The organism is Plectonema radiosum NIES-515 (assembly GCF_025753815.1).
GTDB lineage: Bacteria > Cyanobacteriota > Cyanobacteriia > Cyanobacteriales > Nostocaceae > Hassallia > Hassallia radiosum_A.
Map to the genome: position 1 here is coordinate 1 of NZ_JAOWRF010000198.1, position 16,234 is coordinate 16,234.

Below are 16,234 nucleotides of genomic sequence, written 5' to 3' on the forward strand. Positions count from 1 at the left end.
AAGTGGGGGAGGGGAGGAGGGGGAGAGGGGGGGATGGGGGGATGGGGAGAGGGGGGGGGAAAAGAATTGCTCTTTTTGTCCCCATCCCCCCTGCTCCCAGTCCCTACCGCACAACCAAATCGATATTTTGCAGATGACACCTCGTTTCAGCGCTACCTAAGCGCTCGATGACTTGCTCGGCACTCATTAGACGCTTCAGCACTACTTGACCGATGGGGGTTACTTGTAGTGGTGCTGTGGGCTTAACTTCAACGGTTAAAACGGCTTCTTCCACTCGGTAAAGCCATAACAATTCATTTTTTTCTACTAGACAAATATTCATTTGCTGAATATCTGGTTGGCGTCGCCATGCGGTTATCTGCCATAATCCCTCAGATGCCCAAACTCTGCCAACTGTCCATCCCTCTGATAGAAAGAAGTACTTCATCTTGGTTCCGCTATTAGACTATCAATTTGCTGTTTACAATATCGCGATCGCCTTTCTTAATTATGTATCTACATGTAGTTTCTCTATAAACCTATGCAAAAATCTCATTTCCGTCAGACTAAACCACGGTCAAAGCTTAACAAATCTCAAAAGAGTGCAAATATGATTTTTTGACTAGTTTTGTTATAAATTGTAACTTTTATTTAATAAAACTTATTAATTAACATAAACATATCAAAATATATATTTATGTTAATTTTTTGTGTCAACGATGGCTAAGTTGCCGTCAGCATATTGCAAACGTCTAAATACTAAAAAGTATTTAGCTCGGATACATGTAGTAAAATAGCTCACCGCTAATATCCAAAATCTTAATGCTATGACCTGGTTTTCTTTGTGTGTGAGACGGTGGGGTCGAATTATACAATTCCTTTCTTTATTTTCTTTATGTTTATTGTTGGTTGTCAGTTGTAGTACTAACCCACAGACAACTACACCACCATCTGGTACTACAAATACTCCCCCAGGCGATGGTCGTATTACTATAGGTACAACATCGAAGCCGAGAACTCTCGATCCGGCTGATGCTTATGAGTTGGCATCCCTAGGTTTAGTGTATAACATGAGCGATCGCCTGTACACCTACGAACCGGGGAGTACGGAAATAAAGCCTCAACTTGCCACAGCATTACCCAAGGTTAGTTCTGATGGTTTAACTTACATCATACCTCTGCGTCAGGGAGTAGTGTTTCACGACGGAACACCCTTTAATGCCAAAGCAATGGAATTTAGTCTGCGACGCTTTATCGAAAATAAAGGTAAACCGTCTTTCTTATTAGCTGATGCAGTGGACTCAATGAAAGCAACCGGCGATTATGAGTTAACCATCAAACTAAAACAGCCTTTTGCAGCTTTTCCCTCACTGCTAGCATTTTCTGGGACTTGTGCAGTTTCACCGAAAGCTTACGAACTTGGTGCAGGCAAATTTCAGCCGAATATTTTTGTTGGGACTGGACCTTACAAATTAGCAAATTATGGCACAGATTCGGTGCGATTTGATGTGTTTGACAAATACTGGGGAGAAAAACCAGCCAATAAAGGTATCAACCTGCAAATCCAGACTAGTTCGGTTAACTTGTTTAACGCTTTCCGCACAGGTGCAGTGGATGTGGCTTATTTGTCACTGCAACCCGATCAAATTCAGAGTTTGGAACAAAGTGCCAAAAAAGGAGATTGGCAAGCGATTAAGGCTCAAGGTAGTGTGGTAAGTTATATGGCTTTGAACCGCAATCAAAAGCCTTTGGATAAAGTAGAAGTCAGACAAGCGATCGCAGCAATGATTAATCGTCCTTTAATTATGCAACGCGCTTTATTTGGTCAAGCGAGTCCACTTTATAGTATGCTTCCGACTACATTTAATGTTTCCCAACCATTATTTAAAGATAAATACGGTGATGCTAACTTTGATCAAGCTAAAAAATTGTTAACTAGTGCTGGTTTCTCCAAAGCAAATCCCGCAAAAGTACAAGTTTGGTATCCATCTAGTTCTCCTACTCGTGGTTTAGCCGGACAAACACTTAAAGCTATTGCCGATCAAAAAATGGATGGATTGCTGCAATTTGAAATCACCCCAGTAGAAAGTGCGACCTTTTTTAAAGAAGGTCCTAAAGGTATATATCCAGCAACTTTGTTAGATTGGTATCCAGATTTTTTAGATCCAGACAATTACGTACAACCCTTTTTATCTTGTAAAAAAGGGTCAGATGTGAAAGGATGCGAAGATGGTGGAAGTCAAACACAGGGTTCGTTTTACTATAACGAAGCCATGAATAAACTAATTGACCAGCAACGCAAAGAACGAACCCCTGAAGCCCGCAAAAAAATATTTACAGACATTCAAACCCAAACCACAAATGATGTGCCTTACATTCCTTTATGGCAAAATACAGATTATGCATTTGCCCAAAAACAAGTTAGCAACGTGCAACTTGATCCTACCCAAAATCTGATTTACAAGACGATTAAAAAATAACAACTTGGGAATTGGGATAATAGGCATCTCCCAATACGGTTCGGATAAGAAAATTCGAGAAACCAAAAACCTTGTAGAGACGCGATATATCGCGTCTCTACATACCCTAAATCACCACGAAAAATCCTTAAGCAAACCGTATTAAGGCATCTCCGAAAAAGATGTAGAGACGTAGCACTTGGTAGTCTCTACAAGGGTTCTAGGTAACGCATAATTAATTTCCACATCGATTGTCTAATGGGCATTCCCCCTTTCCCCTTTCCCCCTCTTCAATTAATCTTATGTCTCGCTCAAAAGCCTTACAATATTACATTGTTTCTCGTTTACTTTTAGCCCCACTCCAACTGCTAACCATCGTCACAATCGTATTTCTTTTACTAAGAGCAACACCAGGAGATCCAGCAGATGCAATTCTCGGTGGACGTGCCCCAGAAAGTGCTAAAGAAGAATTACGAAAACAACTAGGTTTAGACCTTCCCATATGGTTACAATATCTCAATTATTTGGGACAAATACTGCATTTTGATTTAGGAACTTCTTTAACAAGTCGGGGACAAGCAGTTTGGCAAGTAATTGGACAATATTTCCCGGCAACGGTAGAGTTAGCAGTGTGTAGTATGGCGGTTGCGCTGATCGTCGGAATTAGCGTTGGAACTCTTTCTGCTTCTCGTCCTGGGACATTTTTGGATGTTGGGGGACGATTGTTTGGTATCATTACTTATGCACTGCCCATGTTTTGGGCGGGAATGTTGCTACAATTAGTCTTTTCAGTACAACTAGGTTGGTTCCCTAATTCCAACCGCTTTCCACCAAATCTTCCTCCCCCCACTGGGTTCACTGGTTTGTATACAATTGATAGCTTGCTCAGTGGTAACTTCAGTCAGTTTTTTATATCTTTGCATCATTTAGCACTGCCGAGCCTAACCCTGGGAGTTTTGCTCAGTGGTGTTTTTGAGCGAATTGTACGAGTTAATTTAAAGCAAACCATGAAAGCAGATTATGTAGAAGCTGCTAGGGCAAGAGGTATTTCGGAAAACAAGATTTTAGTCTCCCATGCTTTAAAAAATGCTTTAATTCCAGTGATTACAGTCTTGGGGTTAACTTTTGCTTCTCTGTTGGGTGGAGCGATTTTAACTGAAGTAACATTTTCTTGGCCCGGATTGGCAAATCGGCTGTATCAAGCGATTTCCGATCGCGATTATCCCACAGTCCAGGGAGTGTTAGTATTTTTTGGGGCGATCGTCGTGGGTGCAAGCATTTTAATTGATATTTTAAATGCATATATAGACCCACGCATTAGATATTAGCAAATATAGGACTTACGCAACTGCCACATATCTTCGTGTCAAGAGTCAAAAGTCAAGAGTCAAGAGTCAAGAGTCAAGAGTCAAGAGTCAAAAGTCAAGGATTTAAAAGAGCGATCGCACTAGACATCTGGTAAAAAAATGTAGAGACGCGAAATTTCGCGTCTCTACAAGGTTTATGGATTACACATATTTAAATTCGGTCGATGTCTATCATCCTCTAAAGTTAAATTAAACACACACATACCAAAATCTTTCTCTTCTCTCTGCGTTCTCTGCGCCTCTGCGGTTCGTTAAACAGTATATTATTAACAACCTAAAATCGCTGTATTTGGTATACTTATTCCTAATTAAACCTTTAGACAATGCGTGGATAACAGTGATATTCTTGTAAAAATCCTGTTTTTAGCAGCCGATCCGAGTGACGAACGTCGGTTGCGTTTAGGGCAAGAGTTGCGAGATATTCGTGAACGGCTGCAACTATCCAAAGAGAGAGATAGATTTATACTAGAGTCCCGTGAATCCGTTCGTGTTGAGGATATAACACAGGCAATATTCCATGTCGATCCGCAAATTGTGCATTTCTCCGGACATGGAACAAGCACAGGTGAGCTTTACTTTGAGAGTTTACAAGGAAAATCGCAGCTTGTACCAGCCGATGCTTTAGCAAATTTATTTGAACAGTTAGCAAATAAAATCGATTGTGTAGTTTTGAACGCTTGTTATTCTGAGATTTCGGCGAAAGCGATCGCCCAACATATTAGATTTGTAATTGGGATGAATCAAGATATTGGAGATAAAGCTGCGATCGCCTTTTCGGTTGGTTTTTATAAAGCATTAGCCGCAAACCGTTCAATTGAAGACGCTTATCACTTTGGTTGTGTAGAGATTCAATTACATAATCTTCCAGAGCATCTCAAACCAGTTCTTTATACAAATCCCACTGCAAAGCCGAGAGTTAAACCAATAATTCCTAATCCCTTTGTACCCCAAAATGGCAGAGTGGAACAGCCGGAACAGTTTTTTGGACGACAGCGAGAAATCCAAAGAATATTTGAGGTGTTAAATAGTGGTAGTAGTGTAGCATTAATCGGAAAAGATGGTATTGGCAAGTCTTCTCTGTTATGGGAGATTTGCCGAGTCGCAGAAAATCGTCTTCAACAGTCACGTCAAGCAGTATTCTTTGATTTGAATGACGTTGGTGATGAAAAAGACTTTTACATTGCTTTGTGCGACAAAGTTGCGATCGCCGAAAGTAAAGGTTATAAACTAACTCGCAACTTGCGACAACGCGATAAAAAAGTCCTGCTAGCTTTAGATAATGTCGGCAAGCTTACCTGGAAAGGGTTTACTCGTCAAGTTCGCGATCAACTGCGCGGTTTAGCTGAGGGGGGTGATGCTCCTCTACGTTTGATTTTAGCAGCTAATGAACCTCTAGAAGATTTGTTTAACGACAGTCACAACGATGGCAAAACATCACCGCTTGCAGGTATTTGCCAATCAGAAAATATCCAACCTTGGGAGGATGCCATCATGCGTGATTTTATTGCCAAATTTAATTATGCGTTATCCAAAATCCTTGTAGAGACGCGAAATTTCGCGTCTCTACAGATGTGATAAATTATTACGGTTCACCAATAAGGGTAAATGCAGCCCAATCAAGGGGACGTGAATACTGCTTCATTGTTGTCAGCATGGCGTTTCTCAATGCAACGGCTTGGTCGGGATTTTGCCGCAGATTTTCATAAAATCTAGTCATCAAGAATTCTGTGGAATCATCTGAGACTGCCCATAAAGATACAATAACACTGGATGCGCCTGCACTAATCAATGAGCGAGATAGTCCCACAACTCCATCACCGGTAATGCGTCCCTCCCCAGTGTCGCAAGCGCTGAGGATTACTAATACAGCATTGAGGTTGAGATTGAGAATTTCATCAGCAGTGAGTAAACCGTCGTTAATTTGACCAGTATTGTCGGGGGCAAGAGCGATCGCACCAGGTACGCCCAATCCTTTAAAATCATCTAATAGTCCGTGAGTTGCTAGATGAATAACTCTCGCTTTCTTCATCTGTTGCAATATAGATGCCTTAGTTGCAACTTTTCCAGTCATTGCTTTAGTTTTCAGGAGTTTGGCAACTTCAATTGCTTCGGCTTCCGCACCTGGTAAGGTGGCTAACTGCTGCGGTTTTTCACCACTTTTAGTTATAATACTGGGCATAGTTGGATTTCCCACTACTAAAGCATCTTTGCCCTGTAGGGACGCAAAAGTGCCCCCACCTAAGCGTTCTCGTTTTTCCCTTGTCAGCTGTAGCACCTGTATTGCTGGGGCTGTCAGTATAGTGTGTTTTTCGATTAAGTACTTATCATTCTGGTCTTTGAGTGCTGGAAATGGAACCAGAAATAGTTCATTTTGAGGAATGAAAATGACGCGCTGATTGGGGTCAGTGGGCAATAATTTAGCAATTGGTTCAATTAAGAGTTTGTGCAGTTGCTTTAGTTTGCTGACTTGAGGAGCTGCATCTATGCTTGCATTCGTAGGTATACCGCGTCCTCTCAGACCAAGAGAATTACGACTGCTCCTCACAAGTTCTGTTAAAGGTGTAGATGTGAGGTTAACTTGCTTAAAACTAACTATACCTGTGGGCTGAACTACCCAAATGTAAAGTAGTTTATCTGAAACAATCGAATACTCAACAAGTGTAGCTTTTTCTTTTTTAGCAATAAGCTTGATTTGGTCGATTGTGAGCGGTTTAATATTCGGTGGATTTTGGGAATTTGGCGATAATCGTAATGTTAATAACTCTACAAAGGCTTTGCTTCTACCCCGTTCGGCAATTTCTAAAGCGTAATTATTTTTCCCTTGAGCAATCAGAGCTTGTTGCATTTGACGGTAAGTTTGAGCTTGAGATTCAAAGATTGAAACTTTATAAACATCAGTTAATCCTGGTCGCAGAGATTCCCAAATATTAATTGCAGTCAAAAGCATTTTTGCCGCAGCAGCAGCTTGACCTGTTTGCAGCAAAGTGCTACCTAAGCTAGTGCGGGTTAATGCTTCCGCTGGGGGGTGTTGCTGTTCTATTGTAATTGCGAGAACTTGCTGATAAAGTTTTAATGCTTTGGGGTACTGCTTGAGATTTTGATAAACTGTCCCCATTTCATGAAGGGTTGCACCTTCTATCCTGCGATAACCTAATTTTTGCGAAATTGTCAGAACTTGCTGATATGAGTTTAATGCTTTGACTTCCTGTCCCTGGTTGTTGTAAACTCTCCCCAGAGAAAGCAAAGTGGCTGCTTCTTCAGAGCGATCGCGATCTTGTTTCGCAATTTTCAAAGCTGGCTCTAAAAATGAAATTGCTTTCGGGTATTGTTCTAAATCATCGTACACTTCCCCAATATTTCTCAAAGCAACTCCCTCACCAGAACGGTTACGCACTTCTCTACTAATTGCCAGACCTTGTTCTAAAAAACGCAGTGCTTTGGGATACTCTCCCAAACTCTTGTAGAGTCCGCCGATATCGGTTAATGTTATACCTTCACCAGTGCGTACTAGGCTATCAGGACTTTTATCGCCGACTTGTTTAAATATTGCTAACCCTGAGGAGTAAAATTTTAATGCTTTGCTGTACTGTCCCAGACTTTGATAACTTAACCCAATCTTGCTGAGAGTAATGCCTTCATTAGTTCGATCGCCTGTTTGCTTCAAAATGGCGATCGCTTGCTGATAAAATGAAATTGCCTTTGTATCCTGTCCCAAACTGTGATATATCTGCCCAATGTAGTTCAGGATATTAGCTTTATCTTGAGGCTTACCGTTTGCCACAAGAACCAAGCTTCGCTGAAATGTCTCTAACGCCTTTTGCAACTCTCCTTGACGATACTGCCCGACGCCTACTTGATATAACTGCGAAGCTTGAGATGTTCGGTCTTGTGGAGGTATCTGTGCAGATCCAGTTGGCATTTCTACAGGAATTTTAGCCATCTGTAGGTCGAAAGTTACAGAGAAGAGGAGGGTTACAGGGATAGACAGTAAACGGTAGATAAGCCCAGTGTCCATTAGATATCTCCGGAAATAATTATCCGTTGCCCGAAACAGCTGTAGAGACTATTCTGTGCTACGTCTGTTTATCAAATGATCGTTTGGAAAAGCTTTGAGAAAATAGGCGATCGCATTATATCATGGGAGCGCAAATCACCCATACAGTAGAGACGCCTATGCGCGGAACGTCTCTACTTTACCACGGTAGGTATGTTTTTATTGCTGTTAATTAAAGGGACATGGTGTCAACGCATCTGTAATTTTTCTTAACAAAAAAACGCACTCAAGTCATACTCATATTGACTATGATTTATTTAAGATAAAAAACTCCAGTCTGCAAAGCAATTTCCGCAGCAGTGTCACCGTTGGCATTTCCCGACAGAGCTAGGGAACGAGATACAAAAAATCACAACATCAAAAAAGGAGCACAAAATGAACTTTACTCGTTTTGAACACATTAACCTTGCTTGCAAAGATATTGACGCGACCAAAAAGTTTTATCAAAGCATCTTTCCTGATTGGTATGTGCGTGTTGAAGGTGTATTTGAAGGTAATCGGTGGATGCATTTTGGCAATAATCAATTTTATCTTTCCCTCAACGATCGTCCGGAATTAAAGCATGTGCATACCGCTTACGAAAATATCGGTATTAATCATGTAGGCTTGACGATTAAAGATGGGGAAGCGATGAAAAAACTGCTTGATTCTGAAGGGATTGAATATTACGTAATGACTGCACCAGAAACTAAGCACAGAATTTACCTTAACGATCCTGATGGGAATGAGATTGAGTTAGTTGAATACAACTTAGAGTACGCCCAATCGGTAATTTAGAGTTAATATATTTGGCTGACAACTCTTGCAGTTGACACTCTCCTGCCTAAAGGCAAGGAGATTCTTAAGACTTCACAATCTTAGTATCCTGCTTGCACAGGTTCCCAAACTCACCACGTTTGCACTCCTAAAAGTGCGTGGTAATATCTTTTGGGCGTTTAGCTGTAATTAACCAACATTTTACATTAGGATTAATTTATGACATCACAATCAGGGGAAAATAAAGTTGCCCTCATTACCGGCGCAAACAAAGGCATTGGGCTAGAAATTGCCCGTCAATTAGGTGTGCAAGGAATTACAGTTTTGATTGGGGCACGAGATGAAAAGCGGGGGCAAGAAGCTGCCCAAAAGTTACATGCAGAATATAATATTGATGCCCGCGCCGTGCAGCTTGATGTGACAGATAATAGCACTATTGAGGCAGCGGCAAAACATATCGAAAGTGAGTTTGGTAAGCTCGATATTCTGGTCAACAATGCGGGAATTGCCGTTGACAGGGTACCACCTAGCCAACTTGACATGGAAGTTTTGCGTCGCACCTACGATACTAACTTCTTTGGCGTTTTCGCTGTGATCAAAGCGATGTTGCCTTTGCTGCGTCAGTCTGATGCTGGACGGATTGTAAATATGTCTAGCGGTTTGGGGTCGTTGGTACAGAACACTGACCCCAATTACGAATACGCTCAAATGAAAATCCTGGCTTATAATTCGTCGAAAACGGCACTCAACGCAATGACAATTCAATTCGCACACGAATTAAAAGATACGTCAATCAAGGTTAATTCTGCCGATCCAGGTTACGTCGCTACTGAACTTAATGCTAACAGCGGTCCACGGACTGTAGAGCAGGGTGCGATCGCTCCAGTGCGCTTGGCAACATTACCAGATGACGGTCCCACAGGCGGGTTTTTTGACGAAAACGGTGTTGTACCCTGGTAATAGTTGTTAGTTGTTGGTTGTTGGTTGTTGGGTGAGCGATCGCCTAAAAAACATCCTCAAGATAACTTTGTCAAAAAGCCTAATAATGCTTTTGTTCTGGGTGTCAGCAGCGTGCGACGATAAGCATCAGCGGCTTTTTTAATGCCTTCAGCTTGGGTTGGATAAGGATGAATCACGCTGCTTAATTTGCTCAAACCGATTTTATTCACCATCGCTGTGGTGATTTCCGAAATCATCTCACCTGCGTGAGCAGCCACAATGGTTGCACCAATAATTTCATCCGAACCTTTTTTGTGATGAATTTTTACAAAACCAGATTCTTCACCGTCAGCGATCGCTCGATCTACACTACTCAAAGGAACTTGAATTGTCTCCACATCCCAACCCATTTCCTGCGCTTCTTTTTCATACATCCCCACATGAGCAATTTCGGGGTTAGTATACGTCACCCAAGGCATCACCAAACTACTAAGTTTAGAGCGTCCCAAACCAAAAGGCGAAAACAGCGTATTTTTGATCACAATTCGCGCTGCCGCATCTGCCGCATGGGTGAATTTCCAATTCATGCAGATATCCCCTGCGGCATAAATACGGGGATTCGTCGTCTGAAGGTAATCATTTACCTTTACACCTTGATGCTGGTCGTATTCCACCCCAACCGCTTCTAAATTTAGTCCTTCCACATTGGGAGCACGTCCCGCACCGACTAAAATTTCATCTACAGTCACCGAATCTCGATGACCTTTAGAAGAAAAGTAAAGTCGCTTACCATCGCTAACCGTTGCCACTTCTTCTAACTGGCAATTTAAAACTAAGCGAATACCTTCTTTCTTAAAAACTTGTTTGAGAATTTTCGCAGCGTCAGCATCCTCTTTATTTAAAATGTGCGAACCGCTATGCAAAAGTGTCACCTCGCAACCCAAACGTCGAAAAGCCTGTGCCATTTCGCAACCAATTGGACCACCACCAATCACCGCTAAACGTTCCGGTCGTTGGATCAGAGAAAAAACTGTTTCATTAGTCAAATAACCCGCTTCTTCAATGCCAATAATTGAAGGACGACAAGCTCTTGCTCCCGTTGCAATTACAGCTTTTTTAAACTTGAGAATTTTGCCGTCAACTTCCACAGTATTGTTGCTGGCAAATTTACCGCTACCCAAGAAGACATCAACTCCCAGCTTTTGAAAACGCTCTGCCGAATCGTGATGACTTATACCCGCTCTCACGCGTCGCATCCGTGCCATCACTGCCGGGAAATCAATGTCAATATGTTTGGGAATATTAATCCCCAATTCAGCTGCATTCCACATTTCCCCAACTAAACGTGAAGACCTAATTACACATTTGGATGGTACGCAACCGACATTTAAGCAATCTCCACCCATGAGATGCTTTTCAATTAATGCGACTTTCAAATTTAAATCTAAACCAGCTGCACCTGCGGCTACAACTAAGCCTGCCGTACCTGCACCAATTACTACTAAGTCGTAACAATGGGCAGGTTCAGGATTTACCCAATTTGCTGGATGTACATTCTTAACTAATGTTTGATTATACTCATCGATTGGGCGGACTGTGACTTGATGAAGTTCTGAATTTGACATGATTACTTTTTTGAGGATGAAGGGTGTAATACTATTTCTCTATGAAGATGCATTTTATAGCCTGCGCTCCAGAAGGCTTGGTTTGTATAGCGATACCCACAGCAAGGGATAGAGAAATGCTGTAAATAGTAGTCAGCGCTTCAGCGCTGAAGCGCTGACTACCGGGAGAATAAGGGCAGGAAAACCCCACCCCTACAAAACCTCTTGTTCTAATGCTTTTTTGGCAATGCGGGTGACATAAACTGTGACGGCAACTGTGGCAATAAAACCAATGATGCGAATTGCCCATTGTACAGTTGGGTTGGTCGGTTGATTTTCTGTGCCGATTCTGGCAAGACTACCAGCGAGAGAACCAATGTAAACGTACATGATTGTTCCGGGAATCATGCCGACTGAGCCGATAAAGTAATCTTTTAGAGAAACTCCGGTAAGTCCAAAAGCGTAGTTTAATAAGTTGAAGGGAAACACCGGGGAAAGTCGTGTTAAAAGCACTATTTTTAATCCTTCTTTGCCGACTGCTCGATCAATAGCGGCAAATTTTTTGTTACCTTCGATTTTATGGGCAACCCAATTTCTTGCTAAATAACGTCCGACTAAAAAAGCGGCAGTTGCTCCCAGAGTAGCACCGATAAAGACGTAGAGGGAACCCCAAACTACACCAAAGACAACACCAGCACCTAAAGTTAGAATTGAACCTGGCAAAAAAGCGACAGTCGCAATAATATAAAGTCCAATAAAGGCAAATGCTCCCACCGAACCAAGGTTATCAATTGACTGCAAAGCATTTCTGAAGATGTTTTGGAGATTAAAAGATTCCTGAGCTAGGACAGAGTATATGTTCATAAATTTATTTATGTAGTCAGCGCTTCAGCGCTGAAAATTATCTGTCTTCTCCGTGACTTCTGCTGTCACCATACTTTCATTTAAAGCTTTTTGAGCAATTTTTGTCATATATACAGTCACAGCAACCGTGGCAATAAACCCAACTGCTTGCATTACCCATTGCCCAATTTTAGTTTCCAGATTGCTTGGCTGATTAGATATGTTCATGGTCGCTAATTCACCTGCAATAGAACCGATATAAACATACATGACAGTAGCAGGAATGATGCCCAGTGAACCTAAAAGATAATCTTTAAAAGAAACTTGTGTAACACCAAAAGCATAATTTAATAAATTGAATGGAAAGAGGGGAGATAAGCGAGTCAGGAGGACAATTTTCCATCCCTCTTTCGCAACTGCTCGATCAATTGCTTGAAATTTCGGATTTTTTGCCATTTTTTGGCAAACCCAATCGCGTGATAAATAGCGTCCAATTAAAAATGCCAAGCTTGCTCCGACAAGTGCCGCAATTAATACATAAATCGAACCCCAAAATACGCCAAACAGACAACCACCTTTTAGTGTCAGTAGGGAACCGGGTATAAAGAGTAGTGTAGCTAAGTTATAAATTATCATAAAAGCAATTGGACCAAAAACACCAAGATTTTTAACCCACATGATTGAAGTCAGCACAAGTCCGTGAATGTCAATGTGTTTGGCGGTTATTATTAAGCAGGGAACCAGACACATTAATAGTAATAGTTTGAGTCGGAATTTCAGTCGGCGCTGATTCATTTTTTTATAGTACAGGAGTGCTCTTGAGTGGGGGAAGAGGGATTTTTAGAACTTTGTTATGTACAAAGTGCATGGAAGGCTCTACATTTCAGCTTCTGGGGGTGAATCTTGAGCTTCTGAGGCTCAAAAGTCTACTTCCGATTTAATAATTCATCTCCAATTACTATTTCTCACCAAGATATGCTAATTAAATGAGAAGTAGCTTAAATCTTCCTAAATTTTTTCTGTCGATACCAGTAAAGAAGTTGTTGGGGTGGTACACCTAGTAGGTAAGCAATAATTACGATTTGATTAATTAGGGTGGTTTTCCAAATTCCTTTTTGTAACCATCGACGTGCTGAGGTAATAACTGGCACGGGGATTATAGTAATGCGTCCAATGCGTTTTAAACGACGCATGATTTCAAAGTCTTCCATAAAGGGTAATTCCGGGAAATTACCAATTTTGTTAAATGTCTCTTTTGTGAAAAAAATTGCTTGATCCCCATAAGGCATTTGCCAAAAACGCGATCGCATATTCACTCCCCATTCCACCAACCGCAGACTTAGCACTTCTGCATCGATTCCCAAGGCAAAGGCACCAGCTACTGTGCCAGTTTTTTGCATGGCTGTGCGAATCATCACATCAAATCCAATCGGCAAACGTGTATCCGCGTGAAGAAATAGCAGAATATCGCCTTTTGCAAGGATTGCGCCTTTGTTCATTTGGACTGCGCGACCGGGAAGAGAGGATATAATTGTTACATTAAAATCATCAGCAATTTTTTTAGTGTCATCTTGTGAGCCGCCATCGACAACGATTACTTCTATATTTGTACTCGGTTGAGTAGAAGCGATCGCTTGTCTGATATTTTCCGCTTCATTGAGAACCGGAATGATAATAGAAATTTTGGCAGTGTCAATATTCTGACTCATGATATGCGACAAAGGTGTGGGGCGATCGCACGCAATCAAGTTGTACTTGCCTTCTTTGTGTTTTGGGTGAATTCTGCTGAATGACTCTCTGGCAAATACATAGCGAATAACTCACTCAAAACTTCTTCTCCATCAATTTCCCCACTACTAACAAATCGTTCTACCTCCACTGAACCATCCTCAAAAAATTCAACTTCCCATCGTTCCCCAGCAACTGCCACATTCACCATAATGGTTTCATCTCGATGATGGGCTAAAGTGTAATTGATTTGCTTTTGTTCCAACTGATTTAGAAAGGCAACTAGTTTGCCAAATCCGTTACTTTTCATTTGTCAAACCTCTTATCGCTTAACAACTTACGAACAACCTTAAAACCTGGTTGATTTGCCTCTGCTCCTGCCTCAATTTCTTCCCACTGCATTTCTCCAAACTCATCCCAACTGAGCGATCCTTGTGGAAGTGGAGCCTGTTTTATATTTCCTCTTTTGTACTTAAGGATATCAGACACCTTTTGCCCAGCAAATTTATGTGCTATTTCGTTGCCTCCTTTATACTGGCTGCTCTAGTTTGCACTAGAAAGTAAGATTAATTAATGTAGCACTGTATGGGAATGCGTTGAGATTCTGAGTGATGTCACACCAAGAGTTGATATTTTTCCTGAGCTAACTGATAAAGAGGACGCCAAACCAAACGATTTGTAAGCACAACCAACAAAGACATAACCCCTGTTGCTGCTAGGAGTAACGGGAAATTGCCCGAAGCTGTAGCTTGAGAAATCGTTGCACCAAGTCCAGATGTACTAACTACCCGTCCTTGAAAGGTAATGTATTCACTAACAATACTGGCATTCCAGGCACCGCCAACAGCGGTAATAATGCCTGTAATTAGATAGGGGAAGATCGCAGGTAAAATTAAAGTTTGCCAGCGTTGCACACGAGAAAGTTTATATACCCAAGCAGCTTCTAGTAAGTCTGCGGGAATTGACTGGGCGCCAGCAATGACATTAAATAGGAGATACCACATAGTTCCCAACATCATTAAAGCAATGGAGCCAATTTCTAAACCGCCAGCAATCCGGGTTAACCCTAATAATAAAATGGGAAATAAAGCTGTTGCGGGAACAGAAGCCGCAATTTGCACCAATGGTTGTAATATTTGAGCTAGACGAGGATTGCGTCCGATCGCTACTCCTACAGGAACAGTCCACAGTAAAGATAATACCAAGGCAACAATTACCCGTAAAGCTGTAAATACAGCCCCACCCATGACTCGCAGCCAATCAGCCCCACTCATGACTCGCAGCAGCAAAGCGGCTTCCCAAGTTCCCCACAGTACAATCAAAGCAAAGCCGCTGACAAATATCCAATTGAGGAAACCAGAAAATTTGATGTTTCCTTTGGGGTTGACTGGTAGGGAGCGAACCGGAAATGCTCGAATGAAACTGTAGTCTAAAGCTGTTTGTAGTGGTTGCAAAACGCGATCGCTCACCATTCGCAAAGTAGGCGATCGCCTGATAATATCTAACACCCATGATTGCGGTACATTTTGTGCCTCAACCATTTCTAACTTAAACTTTTCTGTCCAAGCAATCAGCGGACGCCATACAAAAAAATCAATCAACACAATCACCCCAACCAGCACCGCCAAACCTGATAATATAGCTTTATAATCTCCCCGACTCGCTGCGGTTCCTAAAAAAGAACCTAACCCAGGCAAGCGAAAATCTTTATCACCTAAAGTAAACGACTCAATCGCAATCAAAAAAAACCAGCCCCCAGCGACTGACATCACACTATTCCACACCAACCCAATTGCACCAGCAGGTAATTCCAATGTCCAAAAGCGTTGCCAGAGGTTGAGCCGATAAACGCGAGCTGCTTCTAGCAATTCTTGGGGAATACTAGATAAAGACTGGTAAAAACTAAAAGTCATGTTCCACGTCATGCCAGTAAAAATTAGCAAAATCGATGCAAGTTCTATACCAATCCGCTGACCTGGAAACAAGGCAATCAGAGCCAGAACCACCCCTGGTAAAAAGGACAACACCGGAATTGATTGCAGAATATCCAACAAGGGAATTAAAATCAGTGCTGCAATCCGCGAGCGATGTGCCGTATAAGCATAAATTAGGGTAAATATCAAAGAGAAAAAGTAAGCAAGACTCATGCGGAGCAGGGTTTGAGCCGTATAACCTGGTATTGCACTGATGTCTGTAGAAACTGTCAGATTCGGTTGAAAACCACCGCTAAATTGCGAAGCGGTTCTCACAATTGCCACAATTAATGCTAGGACTGCCAAGATGAGCAATCCATCTTGCCAAGTCCAATTGAGGCGTCCTAGAGTTTTATTTGCGGGAGTGAGGGAGCGAGTCATATTAATGGGGGAGGGGTGGGAGTGGGGGGGACAAGGGGACAAGGGGGACAATGTGGACAAGGGGGCCAAGGAGAAGAATTCTTTCCCCCCTCTCCCCCTCCCCCCCCCCCCCCACAGCCCCCACCTACCCGCATGTCACAGTTTCCACGAT

At 42.0% G+C, this 16,234-nt stretch carries 14 protein-coding genes; 5 read left to right on the top strand and 9 right to left on the bottom strand.

Going from position 1 to position 16,234, the window contains the following annotated elements; translation table 11 throughout:
- Nucleotides 1-103: 103 nt before the first annotated feature.
- Nucleotides 104-427 carry a hypothetical protein gene (locus tag OGM63_RS13555; protein ID WP_263746110.1) on the bottom strand — a complete coding sequence of 108 codons (324 nt, stop codon included), beginning with the start codon at nucleotides 425-427 and terminating at the stop codon, nucleotides 104-106.
- A 379-nt stretch (nucleotides 428-806) separates the two neighbouring features.
- Between OGM63_RS13555 and OGM63_RS13560 the strand changes: the two genes are divergently transcribed.
- From OGM63_RS13560 to OGM63_RS13570, 3 genes are all read left to right on the top strand, one after another.
- Nucleotides 807-2,459: an ABC transporter substrate-binding protein gene (locus OGM63_RS13560; protein WP_263746111.1), complete on the top strand. Its 1,653-nt coding sequence runs from the start codon at nucleotides 807-809 to the stop codon at nucleotides 2,457-2,459.
- Nucleotides 2,460-2,740: 281 nt separating this feature from the next.
- A complete protein-coding gene (locus OGM63_RS13565) occupies nucleotides 2,741-3,766 on the top strand; it encodes an ABC transporter permease (RefSeq protein ID WP_263746112.1) in 1,026 nt (341 codons plus the stop codon).
- Nucleotides 3,767-4,132: 366 nt separating this feature from the next.
- Nucleotides 4,133-5,380: a CHAT domain-containing protein gene (locus tag OGM63_RS13570; RefSeq protein WP_263746113.1), complete on the top strand. Its 1,248-nt coding sequence runs from the start codon at nucleotides 4,133-4,135 to the stop codon at nucleotides 5,378-5,380.
- A 7-nt stretch (nucleotides 5,381-5,387) separates the two neighbouring features.
- Here the strand turns inward: OGM63_RS13570 and OGM63_RS13575 are convergent, their stop codons facing one another.
- Nucleotides 5,388-7,820 (bottom strand): CHAT domain-containing protein, encoded by a 2,433-nt coding sequence (locus OGM63_RS13575; RefSeq protein ID WP_263746114.1) that lies wholly within the window; start codon nucleotides 7,818-7,820, stop codon nucleotides 5,388-5,390.
- A gap of 414 nt (nucleotides 7,821-8,234) precedes the next feature.
- Between OGM63_RS13575 and OGM63_RS13580 the strand changes: the two genes are divergently transcribed.
- Both OGM63_RS13580 and OGM63_RS13585 read left to right on the top strand, forming a co-directional pair.
- Entirely contained in the window at nucleotides 8,235-8,636 is a 402-nt protein-coding gene (locus tag OGM63_RS13580; RefSeq protein WP_263746115.1) for a VOC family protein, read from the top strand.
- Nucleotides 8,637-8,834: 198 nt separating this feature from the next.
- Entirely contained in the window at nucleotides 8,835-9,575 is a 741-nt protein-coding gene (locus tag OGM63_RS13585; protein ID WP_263746116.1) for an SDR family oxidoreductase, read from the top strand.
- 56 nt (nucleotides 9,576-9,631) lie between these two features.
- Here the strand turns inward: OGM63_RS13585 and OGM63_RS13590 are convergent, their stop codons facing one another.
- From OGM63_RS13590 to OGM63_RS13620, 7 genes are all read right to left on the bottom strand, one after another.
- The gene (locus tag OGM63_RS13590) at nucleotides 9,632-11,179 is read right to left on the bottom strand and encodes a mercuric reductase (protein WP_263746117.1); all 1,548 of its coding nucleotides are present in this window, start codon (nucleotides 11,177-11,179) and stop codon (nucleotides 9,632-9,634) included.
- 192 nt (nucleotides 11,180-11,371) lie between these two features.
- Nucleotides 11,372-12,022, bottom strand: a complete 651-nt coding sequence (locus OGM63_RS13595; RefSeq protein ID WP_263746118.1) for a TVP38/TMEM64 family protein — start codon at nucleotides 12,020-12,022, stop codon at nucleotides 11,372-11,374.
- 24 nt (nucleotides 12,023-12,046) lie between these two features.
- Nucleotides 12,047-12,679: a TVP38/TMEM64 family protein gene (locus tag OGM63_RS13600; RefSeq protein WP_318528457.1), complete on the bottom strand. Its 633-nt coding sequence runs from the start codon at nucleotides 12,677-12,679 to the stop codon at nucleotides 12,047-12,049.
- Nucleotides 12,680-12,999: 320 nt separating this feature from the next.
- Entirely contained in the window at nucleotides 13,000-13,710 is a 711-nt protein-coding gene (locus OGM63_RS13605; RefSeq protein ID WP_263746120.1) for a TIGR04283 family arsenosugar biosynthesis glycosyltransferase, read from the bottom strand.
- A gap of 35 nt (nucleotides 13,711-13,745) precedes the next feature.
- Nucleotides 13,746-14,039, bottom strand: coding sequence for a hypothetical protein (locus tag OGM63_RS13610; protein WP_263746121.1), 294 nt, complete (start codon nucleotides 14,037-14,039; stop codon nucleotides 13,746-13,748).
- Complete coding sequence (locus OGM63_RS13615) at nucleotides 14,036-14,218, bottom strand: hypothetical protein (protein WP_263746122.1); 183 nt, start codon at nucleotides 14,216-14,218, stop codon at nucleotides 14,036-14,038. The genes OGM63_RS13610 and OGM63_RS13615 overlap by 4 nt, the downstream gene beginning before the upstream one ends.
- Before the next feature lie 125 nt (nucleotides 14,219-14,343).
- Entirely contained in the window at nucleotides 14,344-16,083 is a 1,740-nt protein-coding gene (locus tag OGM63_RS13620) for an ABC transporter permease (protein WP_263746123.1), read from the bottom strand.
- Between the last annotated feature and the right edge of the window lie 151 nt (nucleotides 16,084-16,234).

Coding starts and splice junctions, on each gene's coding strand:
- OGM63_RS13565 (WP_263746112.1), top strand. CDS start 2,741: ATGTCTCGCTCAAAAGCCTTACAATATTACATTGTTTCTCGTTTACTT.
- OGM63_RS13595 (WP_263746118.1), bottom strand. CDS start 12,022: ATGAACATATACTCTGTCCTAGCTCAGGAATCTTTTAATCTCCAAAAC.
- OGM63_RS13580 (WP_263746115.1), top strand. CDS start 8,235: ATGAACTTTACTCGTTTTGAACACATTAACCTTGCTTGCAAAGATATT.
- OGM63_RS13555 (WP_263746110.1), bottom strand. CDS start 427: ATGAAGTACTTCTTTCTATCAGAGGGATGGACAGTTGGCAGAGTTTGG.
- OGM63_RS13590 (WP_263746117.1), bottom strand. CDS start 11,179: ATGTCAAATTCAGAACTTCATCAAGTCACAGTCCGCCCAATCGATGAG.
- OGM63_RS13585 (WP_263746116.1), top strand. CDS start 8,835: ATGACATCACAATCAGGGGAAAATAAAGTTGCCCTCATTACCGGCGCA.
- OGM63_RS13610 (WP_263746121.1), bottom strand. CDS start 14,039: ATGAAAAGTAACGGATTTGGCAAACTAGTTGCCTTTCTAAATCAGTTG.
- OGM63_RS13575 (WP_263746114.1), bottom strand. CDS start 7,820: ATGGACACTGGGCTTATCTACCGTTTACTGTCTATCCCTGTAACCCTC.
- OGM63_RS13560 (WP_263746111.1), top strand. CDS start 807: ATGACCTGGTTTTCTTTGTGTGTGAGACGGTGGGGTCGAATTATACAA.
- OGM63_RS13605 (WP_263746120.1), bottom strand. CDS start 13,710: ATGAGTCAGAATATTGACACTGCCAAAATTTCTATTATCATTCCGGTT.
- OGM63_RS13600 (WP_318528457.1), bottom strand. CDS start 12,679: ATGTGGGTTAAAAATCTTGGTGTTTTTGGTCCAATTGCTTTTATGATA.
- OGM63_RS13620 (WP_263746123.1), bottom strand. CDS start 16,083: ATGACTCGCTCCCTCACTCCCGCAAATAAAACTCTAGGACGCCTCAAT.